We start from the raw sequence: 20,853 nt of genomic DNA on the forward strand, positions 1-20,853 counted from the left end.
CGCCTGCCCTCCAAAGAGAGGGCAAGCGTAGGGAAAGTAAAGTGCTGTCCGGTGGGCGATACTGGAATCGAACCAGTGACCTCCTCGGTGTGAACGAGGCGCTCTAACCCCTGAGCCAATCGCCCGGTGCGGCGCTAACCATAGCCAGGCCGGTGCCCCCGGAGCAAACGGCTGCCCGGTGAGGTGAATCACCGCGATGCTGTTTGCCTGTCACTGCGATCGTGATGCTATGGTTTTCCAGCACCGAGCGGTTCGGTCGGACCGTGAGGAGTCATGCGGATGTGGCTCAGTTGGTAGAGCATCACCTTGCCAAGGTGAGGGTCGCGGGTTCGAGTCCCGTCATCCGCTCCGAGGAGCCGGGAGCGCCCAGCCCCAGCATCTCATGGTGGGTTGGCCGAGAGGTTAGGCACCGGCCTGCAAAGCCGTTTACACCGGTTCGAATCCGGTACCCACCTCGGGCGATTGGCGCAGCGGGAGCGCGCTTCCCTGACACGGAAGAGGTCACTGGTTCGATCCCAGTATCGCCCACCACCATGATGAAGGTCCGGTCCATACTGGCTCGGACCTTCCACTATTTCGGATTCCTGTGGGGCCTGGCGGCCGACTGCAGGGCGGCGTGTCGTGAACGAGGATGATGGGCGTCTACCCTTGCGGGCATGGCCGACCCCTCGACGTACCGTCCTGCCCCGGGCGAGATCCCCACATCCCCGGGGGTCTACCGCTTCCTGGACGGGCAGGGGCGCGTCATCTACGTCGGCAAGGCCAAGAACCTGCGTCAGCGCCTGTCCAGCTACTTCCAGGACCTTGCCGCCCTGCACCCGCGCACCCAGAAGATGGTCACCACCGCATGCGCGGTGGAGTGGACAGTCGTGTCCACCGAGGTGGAGTCCCTGGCCCTGGAGTACTCCTGGATCAAGGAGTTCAACCCCCGTTTCAATGTCATGTACAAGGACGACAAGTCCTACCCCTACCTGGCGGTGACGATGGGGGAGACCTACCCCCGCGTGCAGGTGGTCCGCGGGGCCCGCAAACCGGGAACCCGCTACTTCGGTCCCTTCGTCCAGGCCTGGTCCATCCGCGAGACCGTTGACCAGCTGCTGCGGGTGTTCCCGGTGCGCTCCTGCTCCGCCGGGGTCTTCCGCCGTGCCCAGGCCTCGGGGCGTCCCTGCCTGCTGGGCTACATCGATAAGTGCTCCGCCCCCTGCGTGGGCCGCATCAGCCCACAGGACCATCGGGCGCTGGCCGAGGACTTCTGCGCCTTCATGGCCGGGCGCACCGGTCCCTACCTGCGTCAGGTCGAGGCGGAGATGAAGGCCGCTGCCGCCGCCCTCGACTTCGAGAAGGCCGCCCGCCTGCGTGACGACGCCGCCGCACTGCGCAAGGTCATCGAGGGCAACGCCGTCGTTCTGCCCGACGCCACCGACGCCGACGTCTTCGCCCTGGTCCGCGACGAGCTCGAGGCCGCCGTTCAGGTCTTCCACGTCCGCGGCGGCCGCGTGCGCGGGCAGCGCGGCTGGGTCGTCGACCTCATCGACGATGCCGGGGACGCCGAGCTCATCGAACGCCTCCTGGAGCAGGTCTACGCCTCCCTCATCGATCCGGCTGACGCCGGCGCCGTCCACCACAGCGGCGCCCCCACCTCCTCGGGTACCACCACCTCCGTCGGGGTGGGGGAGCGCGCCCCGTCCAGCCCCCTGCCCCGCAGCGGTCCCAACGGTGACGCCTCCCGGCGCAACGGGGAGTCAGCGGCCACGAGCGTCGACGACGTCGCCCACACGGCCACCACGGCGGTGCCCAAGGAGATCCTGGTCCCCGAGATGCCCAGCAACGCCGCCACCGTACGTGCCTGGTTGGTCGGCCTGCGCGGGGCGAAGGTCGACCTGCGCGTCCCGCAGCGCGGTGACAAGGCCGCCCTCATGGATACGGTGCGCAAGAACGCGGAAGAGGCCCTGCGGCTGCACAAGACCCGGCGGGCGGGAGACCTCACCCAGCGCACCCTCGCCCTCGACGAGCTCGCCGAGGCCCTCGACCTGCCCGAGGCGCCCCTGCGCGTCGAGTGCTACGACATCTCCCACACCCAGGGCACCTACCAGGTCGGCTCCATGGTCGTCTTCGAGGACGGCGCCCCCCGCAAGTCCGACTACCGGCGCTTCACCGTTCGCGGCCAGGACGGCAGCGGCGCCGCCGACGACACCGCCGCCATGCACGAGGTCCTCACTCGGAGGTTCAAGCGGCTCATCGCCGAGCAGGGGCGCGGTGAGGCCGCCGCCCGAGCGGCTGAGGAGATCGAGGACGTCGAGGGCATTGCCGTCGCCTCCGGGCCCATTGATCCGGAGACCGGCAAGGCTCGGCGCTTCTCCTACGCGCCCGGGCTGGTCGTCGTCGACGGCGGGCTGCCGCAGGTCAATGCCGCGCGCACCGTGCTCGACGAGCTCGGCATCGACGTGCCGCTCATCGGCCTGGCCAAACGCCTGGAAGAGGTGTGGGTGCCGGGGGAGGAGTTCCCCGTCATCCTGCCGCGCACCTCACCCGCCCTCTACCTGCTCCAGCACCTGCGCGACGAGTCCCACCGCTTCGCCATCACCCACCACCGCAAGAAGCGCTCGGCAGGCATGACCCGCTCCGTCCTGGACGGGATCCCCGGCCTGGGACCGGCTCGTCAGGCGGCCCTCCTGCGGGAGTTCGGCTCGGTGAAACGCATCCGGCAGGCCGATGTGGACGACATCACCCGTGTCAAGGGCATCGGACCGGCTTTGGCAGGTACTATCTTGGCCCACCTCAACAGTCCAGGTGCTGAACAGTAGTGTGATTTCACAACGTGCTGGACTGATGTCAACCTGCAGGACTGAGGCCGTACGCCGCCGCGAGGCGCAGGTCGGCGCGGCCGTCAGTGCGATCATGGCAGGGGCGGTCACTGGCCCAGAACCTTCTGAACCTGCCACCCGACAGAAGATACAGAGGATGAGGAGCTATGACCGCACCATTGCCTGACCCCGACCTCGACCTGCGCTTCCCCGAAGGCTTCCTGTGGGGCGGAGCCACCGCCGCCAACCAGATCGAGGGCGCCTACAACGAGGACGGCAAGGGCCTGTCCGTCCAGGACGTCATGCCCCGGGGCATCATGACCCCGCCCACCCAGGCCCCCACACCGGACAACCTCAAGCTTGAAGCCATCGACTTCTACCACCGCTACGCCGAGGACATCGCCCTGCTGGCGGAGATGGGATTCAAGGTCTTCCGCTTCTCCATCGCCTGGAGCCGCATCTTCCCACTCGGAGACGAGACCGAACCCAACGAGGAGGGACTCGCCTTCTACGACCGGGTCCTCGACGAGCTCGAGAAGCACGGCATCGAGCCACTGGTCACCATCAGCCACTACGAGACCCCGCTGCACCTGGCGCGCACCTACGACGGCTGGACCGACCGCCGCCTCATCGGCTTCTTCGAGCGCTACTCCCGCACCCTGTTCGAGCGCTACGGCAAGCGGGTCAGGTACTGGCTCACCTTCAACGAGATCAACTCCGTGCTCCACGAGCCCTTCCTGTCCGGCGGCATCGCCACCCCCAAGGACAGGCTCAGCGAGCAGGACCTCTACCAAGCCATCCACCACGAGCTCGTCGCCTCCGCGGCCGCCACCAGGATCGCCCACGAGACCAACCCCGACATCCAGGTCGGCTGCATGATCCTGGCCGTGCCCACCTACCCGCTGACCCCCGATCCCCGGGACGTGTGGGCGGCCAAGCAGGCCGAGCGCGCCAACTACGCCTTCGGGGACCTCCACGTGCGCGGCGAGTACCCCGGCTACCTGCTGCGAACCCTGAGAGACAAGGGCATCGAGCTGGAGATCACCGAGGAGGACCGCGCGCTGCTGCGGGAGCACACCGTCGACTTCGTCTCCTTCTCCTACTACATGTCCGTGTGCGAGACCGTCACCCGGTCGGCCGAGGCAGGCCAGGGCAACCTCATGGGCGGCGTAACCAATCCCACCCTTGAGGCCTCCGAGTGGGGATGGCAGATCGACCCGGCGGGCCTGCGCACCATCCTCAACGACTACTGGGACCGCTGGGGCAAGCCCCTGTTCATCGTCGAGAACGGCCTGGGAGCCAAGGATGTTCTCGTTGACGGCCCCAACGGCCCCACGGTCGAGGACGACTACCGCATCGCCTACATGAACGACCACCTGGTCCAGATCGCCCAGGCCATCGCCGACGGCGTCCAGGTCCTGGGCTACACCTCCTGGGGCTGCATCGACCTGGTCTCGGCCTCCACCGCCCAGATGTCCAAGCGCTACGGGTTCATCTACGTCGACCGCGACGACGACGGCAACGGCACCCTGGCCCGCTACCGCAAGAAGTCCTTCGACTGGTACCGCGACGTCATCGCCTCCAACGGCGCTTCCCTCGTGCCCCCGTCGCAGGAACCGCCGCGGGCGTAGCCACTGCGATTCCGGGCTCGGGCGGCCGGCTCAGACGCTGGGACGGATCGACCCGGCGGCGGACCGCGCCCTGTCTCGGGCGACCTGTACGTCGTCGGCGCTGGCCACGATGACGCCCAGGCGCCGCCCCGGGTGGGCCTCAGGCTTACCGAAGAGCCGCAGGTCCACGCCCTCCTGCGCGAGCGCCTCGTCAAGTCCCGCGAAGCGCACGCCCTCGCCCGGCGCGGACTCCCCCGTCGCCTTGACGGTCACCGAGGCGCCGGGGGAGTGCAGCGTGGTGTCCACGGGCAGGCCCAGCAGGGCGCGGGCGTGCAGCTCGAACTCGCTCAGGCGCTGGCTCGCCAGCGTCACCAGGCCGGTGTCATGGGGGCGCGGGGAGACCTCGGAGAAGAGGACGTCGCGCCCGCAGATGAACAGCTCCACCCCGAACAGGCCCCAGCCGCCCAGCGCCGCGGTCACGCACTCGGCCACCTGGTGGGCCCGCTCCAGGGCCACCGGGCTCAGGTGCTGCGGCTGCCAGGACTCCACATAGTCCCCGTCGACCTGCCGGTGCCCGATCGGCTCGCAGAAGCTCGTCACCGTCTCTCCGGTACCCGGGTCGCGCCAGCGCACCGTGAGCAGGGTGATCTCGGTGTCGAAACGCACGAAACCCTCCGCGATGACCCGGCCTCGGTCGACCCGCCCGTCGGCCGCCGCGTAGCGCCAGGCCGCCTCCAGGTCCTGCGGCCCGCGCACCACCGACTGGCCGTGGCCCGACGAGGACATGACCGGCTTGACCAGGCAAGGGAAACCCACCTGCTGGGCGCCCGCTGCCAGCTCCTCCTGGCTGGAGGCGAAGGCGTAGGGACTGGTTGCCAGCCCCAGCTCCTCGGCGGCCAGGCGTCGGATGCCCTCGCGGTTCATCGTCAGCTGCACCGCACGGGCGGTCGGCACCACCCGCACCTCACCGGCCTCCTCCAGGCCCGCCAGGGCATCGGTGGCCAGCGCCTCGATCTCGGGGACGACGACGTCGGCGCCGCTGGCGCGGATGGCGGCCGTCAGAGCCTCGGGGTCGCTCATGTCCACCGTCAGGGCGTTGTGCGCCACCTGCTGGGCCGGAGCCCCCTCATAGCGGTCGATCGCCGTGACCTCCACCCCCAGGCGGGTCAGAGCGATCGCCACCTCCTTGCCGATCTCACCGGCACCCAGCAACGCCACCTTCGTCGCGCTGCTGGTCCAGGGTGTACCCAGCACCGGGGCTGTGGGTCGGTGCGTCGCAGTCTCCTGGGGCGCGCACTGGGGCGAATGGGCGCGGTCGGACATGGGGGAGGAGCTCATGGGGCCTCCTGGTATCTGGCGCCGAGAACCGGCGGCAGTGAGTACTGGCAACGATGAAACGCTACCGGTAAACCGACGTCGGCGACGGGCGGAGCGAGCTGGACATGCGATGCTTGGGACATGCATGACGAGCGCCGCCCTCAGTCCTCCTCCGGCAAGCGCCAGCGGCTTCAGGACACGGTTCCCATTGAGATCCCCGCCCTCGATGAGGCGACTCCTCCGGTTCCCCCGGCAGAACGCCCCGAGATGATCATTGTCACGGGCATGTCCGGGGCGGGGCGCTCGCGCGCGGCCAACGCGCTGGAGGACCTCGACTGGTACGTCGTGGACAACCTGCCGCCCCAGCTGCTGCCGGCCCTGTCGGGAATGATGACGACAGTCGGCGCCGGGGTACACCGGCTGGCCGCGGTGGTAGACGTGCGCAGTCGCGAGTTCTTCTCCCATTTCATGGACTATCTGCGCAAGGTCCGCGACAACGGCACCGACGTGAGGCTCATCTTCCTGGACGCCTCCGACGCCGTCCTGGTCCGACGCTTCGAGTCCTCCCGCCGACCCCACCCGTTGCAGGGCAGTGGCTCCGTCCTCGACGGGATCGAGCACGAGCGCACTCTCCTGGGGGGCTTGCGTGGCGTGGCCGACAGCGTCATCGACACCTCCAACTACTCCGTCCACGACCTCGCCCGGCGCGTGCGCGAGCTCGTGGCGCACGAGTCCGACCTGGCCCTGCGCATCAACGTCATGTCTTTCGGGTTCAAGTACGGCATCCCCCTGGACGCCGACCACGTCCTGGACGTGCGCTTCATCCCCAACCCCTACTGGGTCTCCGAGCTGCGCCACCTCACCGGACGCGACGCACCGGTGGCCGACTACGTCTTCGCCCAGAAGGGGGCGGCGGCCTTCGTCGACGGGTACGCCGACCTGCTCATCCCCGCGCTCCCGCAGTACGTTGATGAGCTCAAGCCTCACGTCACCCTGGCTGTGGGCTGCACCGGTGGCAAGCACCGTTCCGTGGCCTCGGCGGAGAGGCTCGGGGCCAGGTTGAGGCGGGCGGGTTTCGAGGTCGTTGTCCAGCACCGCGATCTGGGACGGGAGTAGGCAGTGGGAACAACGATCGATGCGGCGGGCTGGCCCCGTCGCGGTGAGGAAGGACCGGCCGTCGTCGCCCTGGGAGGTGGGCACGGACTGTCCGCCACGCTGCGGGCGCTGCGCCACGTCACCCACCGGCTGACCGCCGTCGTCACTGTTGCCGACGACGGAGGTTCCTCGGGACGCCTGCGCCGGGAGTTCGACTGCCTGCCGCCAGGAGACCTGAGAATGGCGTTGGCGTCGCTGTGCGAGGACTCTGAGTGGGGACTCACCTGGCGGGACGTGCTGCAGCACCGTTTCGAGGGGCAGGGAGAGCTCGACAATCACGCCCTGGGGAACCTGCTCATCCTGGCGCTGTGGCAGCTGCTGGGGGACGAGGTCGCCGGGCTCGACTGGGTGGGGCGCCTGCTGACGATTCACGGCCGCGTCGTGCCCATGTCCTCCTCACCCCTGGTTATTGAGGCTGACATCGTCTCCGGGGGGAACCGGCGCCGGGTCAGTGGGCAGGTGGCAGTGGCCTCGGCCCGCGGGCGTCTGGAGAACGTGGTGATGGTTCCCGAGGACGCCGACGCCCACCCCGAGGCGCTGCGCGCCATCGATGAGGCGGAGTGGGTGGTCCTAGGGCCCGGCTCCTGGTACACCTCAGTGCTCCCGCACCTCATCCTGCCGTCCATGCGTCGCGCGCTGGTGAACACCTCGGCCCGTAAGGTCGTGGTCCTCAACCTCTCCGCTCAGCAGGGCGAGACCGACGGGATGACCATCGCCGATCATCTACGGGTCCTGAACCAGTACGCGCCCGACCTGCGCCTGGACGTGGTGCTGGCCGACCCCTCCACCGTTGAGGACGTCTCCGACCTTGAAGCCGTTGCCGCAACCATGGGGGCCACGGTTGTCCTGCGGCAGGTGCGCACCGGCGAGGCCCTGTGCCACCACGACCCGCTGCGCCTGGCAGCCGCCTTCCGGGACGCCTTCGAGGGAGCACTGGGAGACGTCACCGATCTCAGCGAACGTGATGGCATGTGATGCTGGACTCATTGACGAGTCCTGCTGCCCGTGATCGTCCATAATTCTCCGCGGCCGCTTTCAGCCGGCTGCCGGGTGCTGCGGCTAGAAATTCTGCATTGATACGCCTCGGGCGCCGTTTGACAGCGCTTTGACGTCTCAGCCGCTTGGCCCGCTCCGTTCGAGCAGCGCCTCGCCTGCACCTAGGACGCCCTGGCAACGGCAGCGGCCTCCACCATGCCCCTAGACCCGAATCACGAACCCCGACCACGAGGAGCCCGCCCATGTCACTGACGGTCACCGTCAAGGATGAGCTTGCGCTCGTCGCCACCGAGAACGCCGCCCAACGACGGGCCGAGGTCTCCGCGATGCTGCGCTTCGCCGGAGGGCTCCATATCGTCTCCGGGCGCATCGTCGTCGAGGCCGAGCTCGATCATGGGGGAGCCGTGCGCCGGCTGCACCAGCACCTCAAGGAGCTCTACGGGATGGAGCCCGAGGTGATGGTGGTCCAGGGTGGTTCCCTGCACCGAGGATCTCGCTACGTGCTGCGCGTGGCCAAGCGTGGCAAGGACCTGGCCCGGCTGTCCGGGCTGGTCGACGACCGGGGCCGGCCGGTACGGGGCATGCCGGTGGCCGTCATTCAAGGAGGGCGCAACGCTGCCGCCGCCGCATGGCGCGGAGCCTTCCTGGCCCGCGGATCCCTGACCGAGCCCGGCCGGTCCTCCTCCTTGGAGGTCACCTGTCCCGGCTCTGAGGCCGCACTTGCCCTGGTCGGGGCCGCGCGGCGCTTCGACATCTCCGCCAAGGCCCGTGAGGTGCGTGGGGCCGACCGCGTCGTCGTTCGCGACGGTGAGGCCATCGGTGTCCTCCTGGAGCGGATGGGGGCGCCGGAGGCCTTCAAGGTCTGGGCCGAGCGCCGATCCCGGCGCGAGTCGCGGGGCACCGCCAACCGGCTAGCCAACTTCGACGACGCCAACCTGCGCCGTTCGGCCCGCGCCGCCGTCGCCTCGGGGGCCCGCGTCGAGCGCGCCTTCGAGATCCTGGGGGACGACGTCCCCGCCCACCTGCTTCAGGCCGGCCGCCTGCGGGTCGCCCACAAGCAGGCCTCCTTGGAGGAGCTCGGGCAGCTCTCCGACCCGCAGCTGACCAAGGATGCCGTGGCCGGGCGTATCCGGCGCCTCCTGGCCATGGCGGACAAGCAGGCCCACGAGCTGGGCATCCCCGACACTGAGTCTGTTCTCACCCAGGAGATGCTCGAACCCTGAACCGAGATAGGACCTCGGTCCTTGCCTCGGGGTGCCCGATGGTCTTTAGTCCCCCTCGGACTGGCTTGTGCATCACAGTGTTCGCCCGTGGCGTGGTCGGCGACTCCCAGCGCCCGCCCAGTGTGACTAGACTCGGCCGTGCCGGAGCCGATTCGGATATGAGCTGAAGAAGTTCCGGCAGCACACGCCATGTGTGAGAAGAGCCCAGCAACCGTGCGCCGCCAACCGGCGCACTAGGAGGACACAAAGTGACCACCCGCGTTGGTATTAACGGCTTCGGCCGGATCGGCCGCAACTTCTTCCGTGCCGCCCTCGAGCAGGGCGCCGACATCGAGGTTGTCGCCGTCAACGACCTGACGGACAACAAGACCCTGGCCCACCTGCTCAAGTACGACTCGATCCTCGGTCGTTTCGACGGCGAGGTCTCCTACGACGAGGATGGCATCACCGTCAACGGCAAGCACATCAAGGTGCTCGCTCAGCGCAACCCCGCCGACCTGCCCTGGGGCGACCTGGGCGTCGAGGTCGTCGTGGAGTCCACCGGCTTCTTCACCGACGGCGAGAAGGCCAAGGCCCACATTGACGGTGGTGCCAAGAAGGTTGTCATCTCCGCTCCCGCCAAGAACGTCGACGGCACCTTCGTCATGGGTGTCAACGAGGGCGACTACGACAACGCCACGATGAACATCGTGTCCAATGCCTCGTGCACCACCAACTGCCTCGCCCCCCTGGCCAAGGTTCTCCACGAGAACTTCGGCATCGAGCGCGGCATCATGACCACCATCCACTCCTACACGGGTGACCAGCGCGTCCTCGACGCCCCGCACAAAGACCTCCGCCGTGCTCGCGCCGCCGCCCTGAACATGATCCCCACCAAGACCGGTGCCGCCCAGGCCGTGGCCCTCGTCCTGCCCGCGCTCAAGGGCAAGTTCGACGGTCTGGCCGTGCGTGTCCCCACCCCGACCGGCTCGCTGACCGACCTGACCTTTGTCGCCGAGAAGGAGGTCTCCGTCGACGCCGTCAAGGCCGCCGTCAAGGCCGCCGCCGAGGGTGAGCTCAAGGGCGTTCTCGAGTACACCGAGGACCCGATCGTCTCCACCGACATCGTGGGCAACCCGCACACCTCGATCTTCGACGCCACCGAGACCAAGGTCATCGGCAACCTCGTCAAGGTCCTGTCCTGGTACGACAACGAGTGGGGCTACTCCAACGCCCTGGTCCGCCTGACCGCCCTGGTCGGCTCCAAGCTCGCCTGAGACCAGACCGAGAGCATGACTCTCTAGGAGACGGCGCCCGCGCCACGCTATGCGTGCGCGGGCGCCGTCCGTCCCACACCCACACCATCACCCACAACCGATGAGAGGCTTTATGAAGACCATCGAGTCCCTGGGCGACCTCAAGGGCAAGCGAGTCCTGGTCCGCTCCGACTTCAACGTGCCGCTGGACGCCGACAAGAACATCACTGACGACGGTCGTATCCAGGCTGCTCTGCCCACCCTGCGTACCCTGCTCGACGCCGGTGCCAAGGTGATCATCGCCGCCCACCTGGGACGCCCCAAGGGGCAGGTCAACCCCGACTACTCCCTGGCCCCTGTCGCCAAGCGCCTCGCCGAGGTCACCGGCGTCAAGGTCACCCTCGCCAAGGACACCGTGGGCGAGTCCGCCAAGGCCGCCGTCGCCGCAGCCGGTGACGGTGAGATCGTCCTGCTGGAGAACGTGCGCTTCAACGCCGCTGAGACCTCCAAGGACGACGCCGAGCGCGAGGCCTTCGCCGCCGAGCTCGCCGCCCTGGCCGACGTCTTCGTCTCCGACGGCTTCGGCGTCGTGCACCGCAAGCAGGCCTCCGTCTACGACGTGGCCAAGCTGCTGCCCGCCGCAGCCGGCCTGCTCGTCGTCAAGGAGATCGAGTCCCTGGGGCGCGCCGTCAACAACCCCGAGCGCCCCTACACCGTGGTGCTCGGCGGCTCCAAGGTCTCTGACAAGCTCGGCGTCATCTCCAACCTGCTGGGCAAGGCCGACCGTCTCCTCATCGGCGGCGGCATGGCCTACACCTTCCTGGCCGCTCAGGGCCACGAGGTGGGCACCTCCCTGCTGGAGAAGGACCAGATCGACACCGTCAAGGGCTATCTGGAGACCGCCAAGGCCAACGGCGTCGAGCTGCTGCTGCCCGTCGACACCGTCGTGGCCCCGACCTTCGCCGCGGACGCCCCCGCCACCGTGGTGCCTGCCGACGAGCTGCCCGCCGACCAGATGGGGCTGGACATCGGTCCTAAGACGCGACAGCTCTTCGCCGACGCCATCGCCACCTCCAAGACCGTGGTGTGGAACGGCCCCATGGGTGTCTTCGAGTTCCCTGCCTTCGCCGAGGGCACCAAGGCCGTGGCCAAGGCGATCTCCGAGTCCGACGCCTTCTCCGTCATCGGCGGTGGCGACTCCGCCGCGGCCGTGCGCACGCTCGGCTTCGATGAGGCCACGTTCTCCCACATCTCCACCGGCGGCGGCGCCTCCCTCGAGCTCCTCGAGGGCAAGACCCTGCCCGGTATCGCAGTGCTCAACGACTGAAGGAAGGCAACCCAGATGAGTAACCGCACCCCGCTCATGGCGGGAAACTGGAAGATGAACCTCGACCACCTCGAGGCCAATCACCTCGTCCAGGGCCTGGCGATGGAGCTCAAGGACCACGACCACGACTACACCAAGTGCGAGGTCCTTGTGATCCCGCCCTTCACGGACATCCGTACCGTTCAGACCATCGTCGAGGCCGACTCCCTGAACATCAAGTACGGCGCCCAGGACGTCTCCATCCACGACAACGGTGCCTACACCGGTGAGATCTCCACCGAGATGCTCACCAAGCTTGGCGTCAGCTACGTGGTCATGGGGCACTCCGAGCGTCGCGAGTACCACGGCGAGTCCGACGCCCTCGTGGGCGCCAAGGCCCGCAAGGTGCTCGACGCCGGGATGACCCCCATCCTGTGCTGCGGTGAGGCCCTCGAGATCCGCAAGGCCGGCACCCACGTCGACTTCGTCCTGGGGCAGATCCGCGCCGCCTTGGAGGGATGGAGCGGCGAGGACGTCGCCAAGATCGTCATCGCCTACGAGCCCATCTGGGCCATCGGCACCGGCGAGACCGCCACCGCCGAGGACGCCCAGGAGGTGTGCGGAGCGATCCGCGAGGCCCTGCGCGCCGACTACGGTGACGCTACGGCCGACGCCACCCGCATCCTCTACGGCGGCTCCGCCAAGCCCGGCAACATCAAGGAGCTCATGGCCCAGCCCGACGTCGACGGCGCACTCGTCGGCGGAGCCTCCCTCAAGGCGGACTCCTTCGCCGCCATGGCAGGCTTCTACGCCTGAGCGACCCGAGCCGCGACGAAGGAGCCGAGTGATCGTCTCCCCGTAGCGTCTCACCACTCACTGACAGGGTCCCGGACACCTCACACCTCGAGGTGTCCGGGACCCTGTGCGTTGCAGGTAGACTGCCACGCGGACAGGTGGGGGCGCGGACCCTGTCGGGAGTCGCGCCGGACCCAGCCGGAGCGTGAGGCCCCCGCAGCAAGACTGAACCAACAACGAAGGGAACGTGACGTGAACGTAGTGCGTATCGTCCTTCAGGTGCTGCTCGTCCTCTCGAGCTTCTTCCTCATCATGTCGATCCTCCTGCACAAGGGCAAGGGCGGCGGTCTGTCGGACATGTTCGGAGGCGGTATCTCCTCCTCGGCCGGGTCCTCCGGCGTGGCCGAGCGCAACCTCGACCGCATCACGGTGACGGTGGCCGTCATCTGGACGATCACGATCGTCGGGCTCGGCCTGGTCGCCAAGCTCGGCTGAGCATCGGCGGATCCGACGAGCACTGCGCACACGACGGAGCCGACCGTCGATACCACCCCCGATCCGCGTGGCGACGTCCTGGACCGGGGGCTGCGCGGTTACCTCGCCCACCTGCGTGTTGAGCGAGGGCTGAGCCCCCACACCCTGAGCGCATACGAGCGCGACCTCGGCCGCTACCTGCGTTATCTGAGAAGCGCAGGCATCTCATCCCCGCAGGAGGTCAGTCGCAACGACGTCGCCGGCTTCCTGGAGGTCCTGCGCTCCGGCTCCGACGGGGCCCGCCCACTGGCGTCGTCGTCGGCATCCAGAACCGTCACGGCCGTGCGCGGTTGGCACAAGTTCCTCCTGGCCGAGGGCACCACCACCGAGGACCCCTCGGCCACCGTGCGCCCGCCCCAGCCCAGAAGGCGCCTGCCCAAGGCCTTAGGGATCGATGAGGTCCGCCGCCTCCTGGAGGCCGCAGGTGTTGACGACTCCCCGGTGAGCCTGCGCGACCGGGCGCTGCTGGAGGTCCTCTACGCCACCGGCGCCCGCATCTCCGAGGCGGTGGGGCTCGTCGTCGACGATCTCGACACCGGCTCCCGGCTGCTGAGGCTGTTCGGCAAGGGACGCAAGGAACGCGTGGTCCCCATGGGGACCTACGCCTGGGAGGCGCTGGACGCCTACCTGGTACGAGGCCGGCCGATCCTGGCTGAGAAGGGCAGGGGAGTGCCGCAGGTCTTTCTCAACACCCTGGGCAGGCCCCTGAGTCGGCAGAGCGCCTGGGCCGTCCTGCAGCAGGCCGCTGAACGGGCCGGGCTCATCGGGACGGACTGCGCCGACGAGCGACGCATCTCCCCCCACACCCTGCGCCACTCCTTCGCCACGCATCTGCTGGCGGGAGGGGCGGACGTGCGGGTCGTCCAGGAGATGCTCGGACACGCCTCGGTCACCACCACCCAGATCTACACGAAGGTCACCGTCGACCACCTGCGGGAGGTCTACGCCACCAGTCACCCGCGGGCTCTGGCCTGATCACCGAGCTCATCGCCGCAGGCCGTGCTCCCGGTCCAAACCTGAGTGCGCACCCGGTCGCGCCTGAAAGCAGGATCCTGTCAGGGCTGTTCTCTGGCGTGTCCCGTCTGAACTGGGCGATGTCGGTCGGCTTTCGACTAGGCTGGGCGACGTGAATGACTCCATCCAGCCAGGCCTGATCGACAACCCCGGCACCGACGAGAGCGAGGAGAAGGACTTCCCCGTTCCCGCGCCGCTGGAGTCGCACGGACCCGCTCGGGTCATCTCCATGTGCAACCAGAAGGGCGGCGTCGGAAAGACCACGACGACGATCAACCTCGGCGCGGCGCTGGCCGAGCTGGGGCGCAAGGTCCTCATCGTCGACTTCGACCCCCAGGGAGCGGCCTCGGCCGGCCTGGGCATCAACGCTCACGAGCTCGACTCCACCATCTATGACCTGCTCGTCGCCAGCCGTCCGGATATTCGCACGGTCATCCACGAGACCACGGTGGAGGGACTGGACATCGTCCCGGCCAACATTGACCTGTCTGCAGCTGAGGTCCAGCTCGTCAACGAGGTTGCCCGCGAGCAGGCCCTCAAGCGGGTGCTGCGTCCGGTTCTCGACGAGTACGACGTGATCCTTGTGGACTGTCAGCCCTCGCTCGGACTGCTGACCATCAACGCCCTGACCGCCTCCCACGGCGTCATCATCCCGCTGGAGACCGAGTTCTTCGCCCTGCGCGGAGTGGCGCTCCTGGTCGAGACCGTTGAGCGCGTCAAGGACCGTCTCAACGCCACCCTGGAGATTGACGGCATCCTCGCCACCATGGTGGACTCCCGCACCCTGCACTCACGAGAGGTGCTCGAGCGCCTGGAGCAGGCCTTCGGCGAGCAGCTCTTCGACACGCGCATCCGGCGCACGATCAAGTTCCCGGACGCTTCCGTGGCCAATGAGCCGATCACCAGCTACGCGCCCTCCCACCCCGGCGCGGACGCCTACCGCCGGCTGGCCCGTGAGGTCATCGCCCGCGGCGATGTCGCCTGAGCCGGAGGAGCAGGCGCCGCCCCGGCTGCCCGGATTCAGTGTCACGCTGCCCCAGTTCGAGGGGCCCTTCGACCTGCTTCTGAGCCTTATTTCCCGCAAGCGGCTCGACGTTACCGAGCTGGCGCTGGCCGAGGTGACCGACGACTTCATCGCCCACATGCGCTCGGACTGGGACCTGGGGCGCGCATCGGAGTTCATCGTCGTGGCTTCCACCCTCCTGGCTCTCAAGGCCCATCGCCTTCTGCCTCACGACGAGGACGAGGAGGAGCCCGACCTCGAGCTGCTCGAAGCCCGTGACCTGCTTTTCGCCCGGCTCCTGCAGTACCGGGCCTTCAAGGAGGCCGCCGCGGCCTTCCGCCACCGGGCGGAGACCTCCGCACGCAGCCACCCCCGCATCGTCACCCTGGAACCGCATCTGGCGGCGCTACTGCCCAGGCTCGTGGCCACCATCACCCCCGAGGAGCTGACCCGGATGGCGGTGGGTGCCTTCACTCGGCCCACGGATCCGGGCGTCCAGACCGTCCACCTGCACGAGCGAGTACCGGTCGGTCAGCAGCTGAGCCTCATCGCCGGCAGGCTGCGCAGCCACGGAACCCTGACCTTCGCCCAGATCATTGAGGACGCCGAGCGCGCCGCCGTCGTGGTGGCCCGGTTCCTCGCGCTGCTCATTCTCCACCGGCAGGGCAGCGCCGAGCTGGAGCAGATCGAGGCCATGGGCGAGATCACCGTGACCTGGTGCGGCGGCCAGGACGACCTGACCGGCATGATGACCTCTGAGAACCTCACTGAGCTCGAGGAGGAATTCGCATGAGCGAGGCCGCCGGGTCTCAGCTGCGCAGTGCTGCTGAGGCCATCCTCATCGTTGCCGACGAACCGGTGACCACCTCTGCGATCGCCGAGGCCCTCGGCATTGACGAGAGCGCCTGCGAGGAGCTGCTCGAGGAGCTGGCCGCCGAGTACCGCGGAGAGGTGCCCGGCGGCCGTGCTCACGGATTCCTCCTGCGACGGGCAGCAGGCGGGTGGCGCTTCGCCTCCGTGCCCGAGCATGCCGACCTCGTCGAGCAGTTCATCATCGGCGGCGCCACCGCACGCCTGAGCCAGGCCGCGCTGGAGACCCTGGCAGTCGTCGCCTACCGGCAGCCGGTCACCCGGGGACGCGTCGCCCAGATCCGCGGGGTCAATGTCGACGGCGTCATGCGCACCCTCCATGCCCGCGGTCTCATCGAGGAGGCCGGTGCCGAGACCTCCGGTGCGATCCTGTACCGGACCACGGGAGACTTCCTGGAGTACCTGGGAATCGACTCCCTGGACGAGCTGCCACCCCTGGCTCCCTACCTCCCCCGCGTCGAGGCGCTGGGGGAGATCGTCGAACAGGCCGATGAGATGGCCGGTAGGAGGACCCCATGACCCTGAGGAACCGCCACATCCGAAGTGAGTCCGTGCCCCACAGCGACTTCGGGGCGCAGGAGTTCTACGACGAGGACGACCTCGAAGAGCTCGACGAGCAGGCTGACGCCGCCGATCTGGCCGCCTTCGACGCCCAGGCCATCGGTGAGAACGAGGAGTCCCGTCTGCTTCAGATGCGTGAGCGCGCCACCAAGGGCGGTCAGGACGACCCGCACGTCGCCTCCGGACAGCGGCTGCAGAAGGTCCTGGCCCACGCCGGGGTCGCCTCGCGCCGTGCCTGCGAGCAGCTCATCGCCGACGGCCGCGTCAGCGTCGACGGCATCACCGTCACCGAACCGGGCGTCAGGGTGGACCCGCTGGCCCAGGAAATCCGCCTCGACGGCAGCCGAATCCTCACCAACCCCGAGCTCATCACCCTCATGCTCCACAAGCCGGCCGGGGTGGTCACCACCATGGAGGACCCCGAGGGCAGACCGACCGTGGCCCAGTACGGACGCGACTACCTGGCCGAGCACCCCGAGCTGCCCGACTCGCTGCGCCTGGTGCACGTCGGCCGCCTCGACACCGAGACCGAGGGGCTGCTCCTGCTGTCCAACGACGGCGAGCTCTCCCACCGGCTCATGCACCCCAGCTTCGAGATCGCCAAGACCTATGTCGCCATCGTCGAGGGACAGGTCGAACCCTGGGTCCCGCGCAAGCTGCGCCGTGGCATCGAGCTGGAGGACGGTGAGGCCAAGGCGGACCGGGTCACCGTCAAGGACTCCGGGCCACGCGGTTCCATCGTCGAGATCACCCTCCACTCCGGCAAGAACCGCATCGTACGACGCATGCTGGACGCCGTCGGCCACCCGGTGACGCGCCTGGCGCGCACCAGACTCGGACCGCTGCGGCTGGGCAACCTGCACCCCGGCCAGACCCGCCTCCTCAGCGGTGAGGAGATCGCCGCGCTGCAGCAGGAGGTCGGGCTGTGAGCGCCCCCGAGCCGCGGGCGTCAGTGTCCACGCGCGGCCCGGTGCTCATCGTCGGTACGGGGCTGCTGGGCACCTCGCTCGCCCTGGCGCTGCGGGCGGCGGGTGTCGAGGTCCAGCTCGCCGACACCTCGCCCACCTCCCTGGCCCTGGCCCGAGACATGGGCGCGGGAGCGCTTCATGGCGAGGACAGCCCCGAGCCACAGGTCGTCGTCGTGGCCACGCCGCCCGACGTGACCGCCGACGTCGTCGTCGCACAGCTGAGCGCCCACCCCAGTGCCGTGGTCACTGACGTCGCCTCCATCAAGGAACACGTCGTCAACGAAGTCCGGTCCCGGGCGGGTGCCGAGGCGCGCAGGTACGTCGGCTCCCACCCGATGGCAGGCCGGGAGCGTTCGGGCGCCGGTGCCGCCGACTCCGACCTCTTCGCCGGGCGCCCCTGGGTGGTTGTCGCTCAGGACTCGGATCCGCAGGCGGAGCTGGTCATCAGGAACCTGGCGGTCGATGTGGGCGCCAGCCCGGTGCGCATGGGTGCGGCGGAGCACGATGCCGCCGTCGCCGCCGTCTCCCACGTGCCCCAGCTCGTCTCCTCACTCGTAGCCGCCCGGCTGGAGGAGCTGGGGGAGGGGGCCCTGGCCCTGTCGGGACAGGGCCTTCGTGACGTCACTCGGATCGCGGCCTCCGACCCCCGGCTGTGGTCGGCCATCATCGTGGGCAATGCCGGGCCCGTGGTCGGCCTGCTGCGCCGGATCAGTGATGACCTGGGTGCACTGATCACGGGGATCGAGGCCGCCGTCTGCGATCCGGATCGCCCAGAGCACACAGCCCCGGGAGCGGCACGTGTGGTCGCTCCCGGGGCTGTCGGCGCGATCACCGACGTCATGACTCGGGGAAACATCGGTCGAGCACGCATTCCCGGCAAGCACGGCGGGGCGCCGCGCCGCTACACCGAGGTCCAGGTCCTGGTACCCGACGCCGCCGGCGAGCTGGGCAGGCTCTTCTCCGACGTCGGTGCCGCCGGTGTCAACATCGAGGACTTCTCCCTGGAGCACTCGGCCGGGCAGAGCGCGGGCATCGCCCTCATCTCCGTCCTACCGGCGGCCGCCCTACGGCTGGAGGAGGCCCTGGACGCCCAGGGCTGGCGCGTCGTCGCGGGTTGAAACCGGTTAACCCGTTTGTGGAAGGTCCCTGTGTCAGTGCTCATGGGGGCCTGATCCGCAGTACCGCGCCGAAGTGTGGGACGCTTGGCCCAGTTCATGACCGTCAATCGGACCCTGATGGAGGGCACCATGGGAATCGTCGTTGCGATCGACGGACCAAGCGGATCGGGCAAGTCCACCGTCTCGCGGCGCGTCGCCGCCGAGCTGGGACTGGCCTACCTGGACACCGGTGCCATGTACCGGGCCGCCGCCTGGTGGTGCGAGCACGAGGGGATCGACCTGGACGACGGGGCCGCCGTCGCCGAGGCCGTCGCCGCGATGCCCCTGCACATAGGCCTGGATCCCGAGCACCCCACCTTCACCGTGGACGGCACAGACGTATCGACTGCGATCCGTGACCCGCACATCGCCACCGTCGTCTCGAAGGTCGCCACCAACCTCGAGGTGCGCGCCGAGCTGGCGCGCCGCCAGCGCGAGATCATCCGCTTCGAGGCGACCGGGCACACCGGGTCCTTCTCCGGCGGTGCCGGCATCGTGGCCGAGGGACGTGACATCACCACCGTTATCGCGCCCGACGCCGACGCCCGCCTGCTGGTGACCGCCTCCGAAGAGGCCCGCCTGTCCCGCCGCGCCGGGGACCTGGAGGCCGCCGGCAAGCAGGTCGACGCCGCCGCCCTGCGCGACCAGGTGGTGCGCCGCGACCGCGACGACGCCACGGTCTCCCAGTTCCTCACCGCACCCGAGGGCGTCACCCTGGTGGACACCTCCGAGCTGACCCTGGAGCAGTCCGTTGAACGGGTCCTGGATCTGGTGGAGGAGGCCGCAGACGCCGCCGCCAAGCGGGACGCCCAGGAGGACCTGCGGGCCCAGGCCATGCGTGCGGGCCTGGCCGACTACGAGCTCGATGAGGAGGACCTCGCCCTCCTGGAGGCCGACGGGGGCCTGCCCACCGGCGACAGCATCGAGCCCGGGCTGCCGGTCCTGGCCGTCGTCGGCCGGCCCAACGTGGGCAAGTCGACTCTGGTCAACCGGGTCCTGGGCCGCCGCGAGGCCGTCGTCCAAGACACCCCCGGTGTCACCCGCGACCGGGTCTCCTACCCCGCGGAGTGGGCCGGGCGCCGCTTCACCATCGTCGACACCGGAGGCTGGGAGGTGGACGTGGCCGGCCTCGACGCCGCCGTGGCCACCCAGGCCGAGGTCGCCGTGGAGATGGCCGACGCCGTCCTGCTGGTCGTCGACGCCCAGGTCGGCATCACCGAGACCGATGCCCGCGTGGTGCGGATGCTGCGCCGCAGCGGCAAGCCGGTGGTCCTGGCTGCCAACAAGGTCGACTCCCCGGCCCAGGAGGGGGACGCCGCCACCCTGTGGAACCTGGGGCTGGGAGAGCCCTTCCCGGTCTCGGCCCTGCACGGCCGGGGCAGCGGCGAGGTCCTCGACGCCGTCATGGAGGTCCTCCCGGAGGTCTCCGCAGTGGCTGCTGCTGCGCCGGAGGGGGACCTGCACCGGATCGCCCTCGTGGGGCGTCCCAACGTCGGCAAGTCCTCGTTGCTGAACTCCATCGCGGGCAGGGAGCGCGTCGTCGTCAATGAGACCGCGGGCACGACCCGTGACCCGGTCGACGAGATCATCGAGCTGGACGGGCGTCAGTGGGTCTTCGTTGACACCGCAGGGATCCGCAGGCGCGTCAAGCAGTCACGGGGCGCCGACTACTACGCGGTGCTGCGCACGCAGGGCGCCATCGACAAGGCCGAGGTCGCCGTCGTCCTCCTGGATGCCTCCGAGCCGATCAGTGAGCAGGACGTGCGCGTCATCCAGCAGGCCGTCGATGCCGGCCGCGCCCTGGTCCTGGTCAACAACAAGTGGGACCTGGTGGACGAGGAGCGTCAGAAGATGCTGCTGTGGGAGGTCGAGCACGACCTGGCCCACGTCTCCTGGGCCCCCCACATCAACCTGGCCGCCCGGACCGGCTGGCACACCAACCGGCTCGTGCGCGCCCTCGACGCCGCCCTGGAGGGCTGGACCACGCGCGTCCCCACGGGCAGGCTCAACGGCTTCCTGGGCCAGCTGCAGTCGGCCACCCCGCACCCGGTGCGCGGCGGCAAGCAGCCCCGCATCCTCTTCGCCACCCAGGTCCAGGTGGCCCCGCCCCGGATCGTCATCTTCACCACCGGTTTCCTTGACGCCGGCTACCGGCGCTTCATCGAGCGCCGCCTGCGCGAGGAGTTCGGCTTCACCGGCACCCCCATCCAGATCGGAGTGCGCGTGCGCGAGAAGCGCCAGCGGCGCTGAGGGGTCTTTTCGAGCGACAACGGAGTGACCAGTGTCTAACCACGTACCGAGTACG

At 69.1% G+C, this 20,853-nt stretch carries 17 protein-coding genes and 4 tRNA genes; 19 read left to right on the forward strand and 2 right to left on the reverse strand.

All coding sequences use genetic code 11. The features are described from left to right. Positions 1–52 precede the first annotated feature (52 nt). Positions 53–125: transfer RNA gene (locus BKH20_RS01800), tRNA-Val, on the reverse strand. 150 nt (positions 126–275) lie between these two features. On the opposite strand from BKH20_RS01800, the gene BKH20_RS01805 reads away from it, so the two are divergent. From BKH20_RS01805 to BKH20_RS01825, 5 genes are all read left to right on the forward strand, one after another. Then, positions 276–348, forward strand: a tRNA-Gly gene (locus BKH20_RS01805). Positions 349–384: 36 nt separating this feature from the next. After that, positions 385–455: transfer RNA gene (locus tag BKH20_RS01810), tRNA-Cys, on the forward strand. Position 456: 1 nt separating this feature from the next. Continuing rightward, a tRNA-Val gene (locus BKH20_RS01815) sits at positions 457–531 on the forward strand. A gap of 125 nt (positions 532–656) precedes the next feature. Then, positions 657–2,804 (forward strand): excinuclease ABC subunit UvrC, encoded by a 2,148-nt coding sequence (uvrC, locus tag BKH20_RS01820; RefSeq protein WP_075389696.1) that lies wholly within the window; start codon positions 657–659, stop codon positions 2,802–2,804. A gap of 167 nt (positions 2,805–2,971) precedes the next feature. Then, the gene (locus BKH20_RS01825) at positions 2,972–4,435 is read left to right on the forward strand and encodes a glycoside hydrolase family 1 protein (RefSeq protein WP_075389697.1); all 1,464 of its coding nucleotides are present in this window, start codon (positions 2,972–2,974) and stop codon (positions 4,433–4,435) included. A 30-nt stretch (positions 4,436–4,465) separates the two neighbouring features. Here the strand turns inward: BKH20_RS01825 and purT are convergent, their stop codons facing one another. Beyond that, entirely contained in the window at positions 4,466–5,752 is a 1,287-nt protein-coding gene (gene purT / locus BKH20_RS01830; RefSeq protein WP_075389698.1) for a formate-dependent phosphoribosylglycinamide formyltransferase, read from the reverse strand. 120 nt (positions 5,753–5,872) lie between these two features. Here purT and rapZ point away from each other — a divergent pair, with 120 nt between their 5' ends. The 14 genes from rapZ to der all read left to right on the forward strand — a co-directional run bounded on the left by rapZ (position 5,873) and on the right by der (position 20,798). Continuing rightward, positions 5,873–6,847, forward strand: a complete 975-nt coding sequence (gene rapZ / locus BKH20_RS01835) for an RNase adapter RapZ (protein WP_070658938.1) — start codon at positions 5,873–5,875, stop codon at positions 6,845–6,847. 3 nt (positions 6,848–6,850) lie between these two features. Beyond that, positions 6,851–7,861: a gluconeogenesis factor YvcK family protein gene (locus BKH20_RS01840; RefSeq protein ID WP_075372579.1), complete on the forward strand. Its 1,011-nt coding sequence runs from the start codon at positions 6,851–6,853 to the stop codon at positions 7,859–7,861. Positions 7,862–8,124: 263 nt separating this feature from the next. Continuing rightward, positions 8,125–9,105 (forward strand): DNA-binding protein WhiA, encoded by a 981-nt coding sequence (gene whiA / locus BKH20_RS01845; protein WP_075389699.1) that lies wholly within the window; start codon positions 8,125–8,127, stop codon positions 9,103–9,105. Positions 9,106–9,353: 248 nt separating this feature from the next. Beyond that, positions 9,354–10,361, forward strand: a complete 1,008-nt coding sequence (gene gap / locus BKH20_RS01850) for a type I glyceraldehyde-3-phosphate dehydrogenase (protein WP_070658941.1) — start codon at positions 9,354–9,356, stop codon at positions 10,359–10,361. Between the two features lie 112 nt (positions 10,362–10,473). After that, the gene (locus BKH20_RS01855) at positions 10,474–11,667 is read left to right on the forward strand and encodes a phosphoglycerate kinase (RefSeq protein WP_070658942.1); all 1,194 of its coding nucleotides are present in this window, start codon (positions 10,474–10,476) and stop codon (positions 11,665–11,667) included. Positions 11,668–11,682: 15 nt separating this feature from the next. Further along, the gene (gene tpiA / locus BKH20_RS01860) at positions 11,683–12,462 is read left to right on the forward strand and encodes a triose-phosphate isomerase (protein ID WP_075389700.1); all 780 of its coding nucleotides are present in this window, start codon (positions 11,683–11,685) and stop codon (positions 12,460–12,462) included. A 231-nt stretch (positions 12,463–12,693) separates the two neighbouring features. Then, a complete protein-coding gene (gene secG, locus BKH20_RS01865; protein ID WP_070658944.1) occupies positions 12,694–12,936 on the forward strand; it encodes a preprotein translocase subunit SecG in 243 nt (80 codons plus the stop codon). 90 nt (positions 12,937–13,026) lie between these two features. Next, on the forward strand, positions 13,027–13,950 hold the full coding sequence (locus BKH20_RS01870) for a site-specific tyrosine recombinase XerD (protein WP_075389701.1): 924 nt from the start codon (positions 13,027–13,029) through the stop codon (positions 13,948–13,950). Between the two features lie 151 nt (positions 13,951–14,101). Further along, complete coding sequence (locus BKH20_RS01875; RefSeq protein WP_009406376.1) at positions 14,102–14,974, forward strand: ParA family protein; 873 nt, start codon at positions 14,102–14,104, stop codon at positions 14,972–14,974. Beyond that, positions 14,964–15,785 carry a segregation and condensation protein A gene (locus BKH20_RS01880; protein ID WP_075389702.1) on the forward strand — a complete coding sequence of 274 codons (822 nt, stop codon included), beginning with the start codon at positions 14,964–14,966 and terminating at the stop codon, positions 15,783–15,785. Before BKH20_RS01875 ends, BKH20_RS01880 begins: the two co-directional genes overlap by 11 nt. Then, positions 15,782–16,381 carry an SMC-Scp complex subunit ScpB gene (scpB, locus tag BKH20_RS01885; protein ID WP_070658947.1) on the forward strand — a complete coding sequence of 200 codons (600 nt, stop codon included), beginning with the start codon at positions 15,782–15,784 and terminating at the stop codon, positions 16,379–16,381. The genes BKH20_RS01880 and scpB overlap by 4 nt, the downstream gene beginning before the upstream one ends. Beyond that, entirely contained in the window at positions 16,378–17,352 is a 975-nt protein-coding gene (locus tag BKH20_RS01890; RefSeq protein WP_075389703.1) for a pseudouridine synthase, read from the forward strand. Before scpB ends, BKH20_RS01890 begins: the two co-directional genes overlap by 4 nt. Then, positions 17,349–18,509 carry a prephenate dehydrogenase gene (locus BKH20_RS01895; protein ID WP_075389704.1) on the forward strand — a complete coding sequence of 387 codons (1,161 nt, stop codon included), beginning with the start codon at positions 17,349–17,351 and terminating at the stop codon, positions 18,507–18,509. Before BKH20_RS01890 ends, BKH20_RS01895 begins: the two co-directional genes overlap by 4 nt. A 129-nt stretch (positions 18,510–18,638) precedes the next feature. Next, positions 18,639–20,798: a bifunctional cytidylate kinase/GTPase Der gene (der, locus tag BKH20_RS01900; RefSeq protein WP_075389755.1), complete on the forward strand. Its 2,160-nt coding sequence runs from the start codon at positions 18,639–18,641 to the stop codon at positions 20,796–20,798. The last annotated feature ends 55 nt before the right edge of the window (positions 20,799–20,853 follow it).

Origin of the sequence: Actinomyces oris (assembly GCF_001937445.1) — a bacterium.
In the GTDB taxonomy this organism is placed as follows: Bacteria; Actinomycetota; Actinomycetes; order Actinomycetales; family Actinomycetaceae; genus Actinomyces; species Actinomyces acetigenes.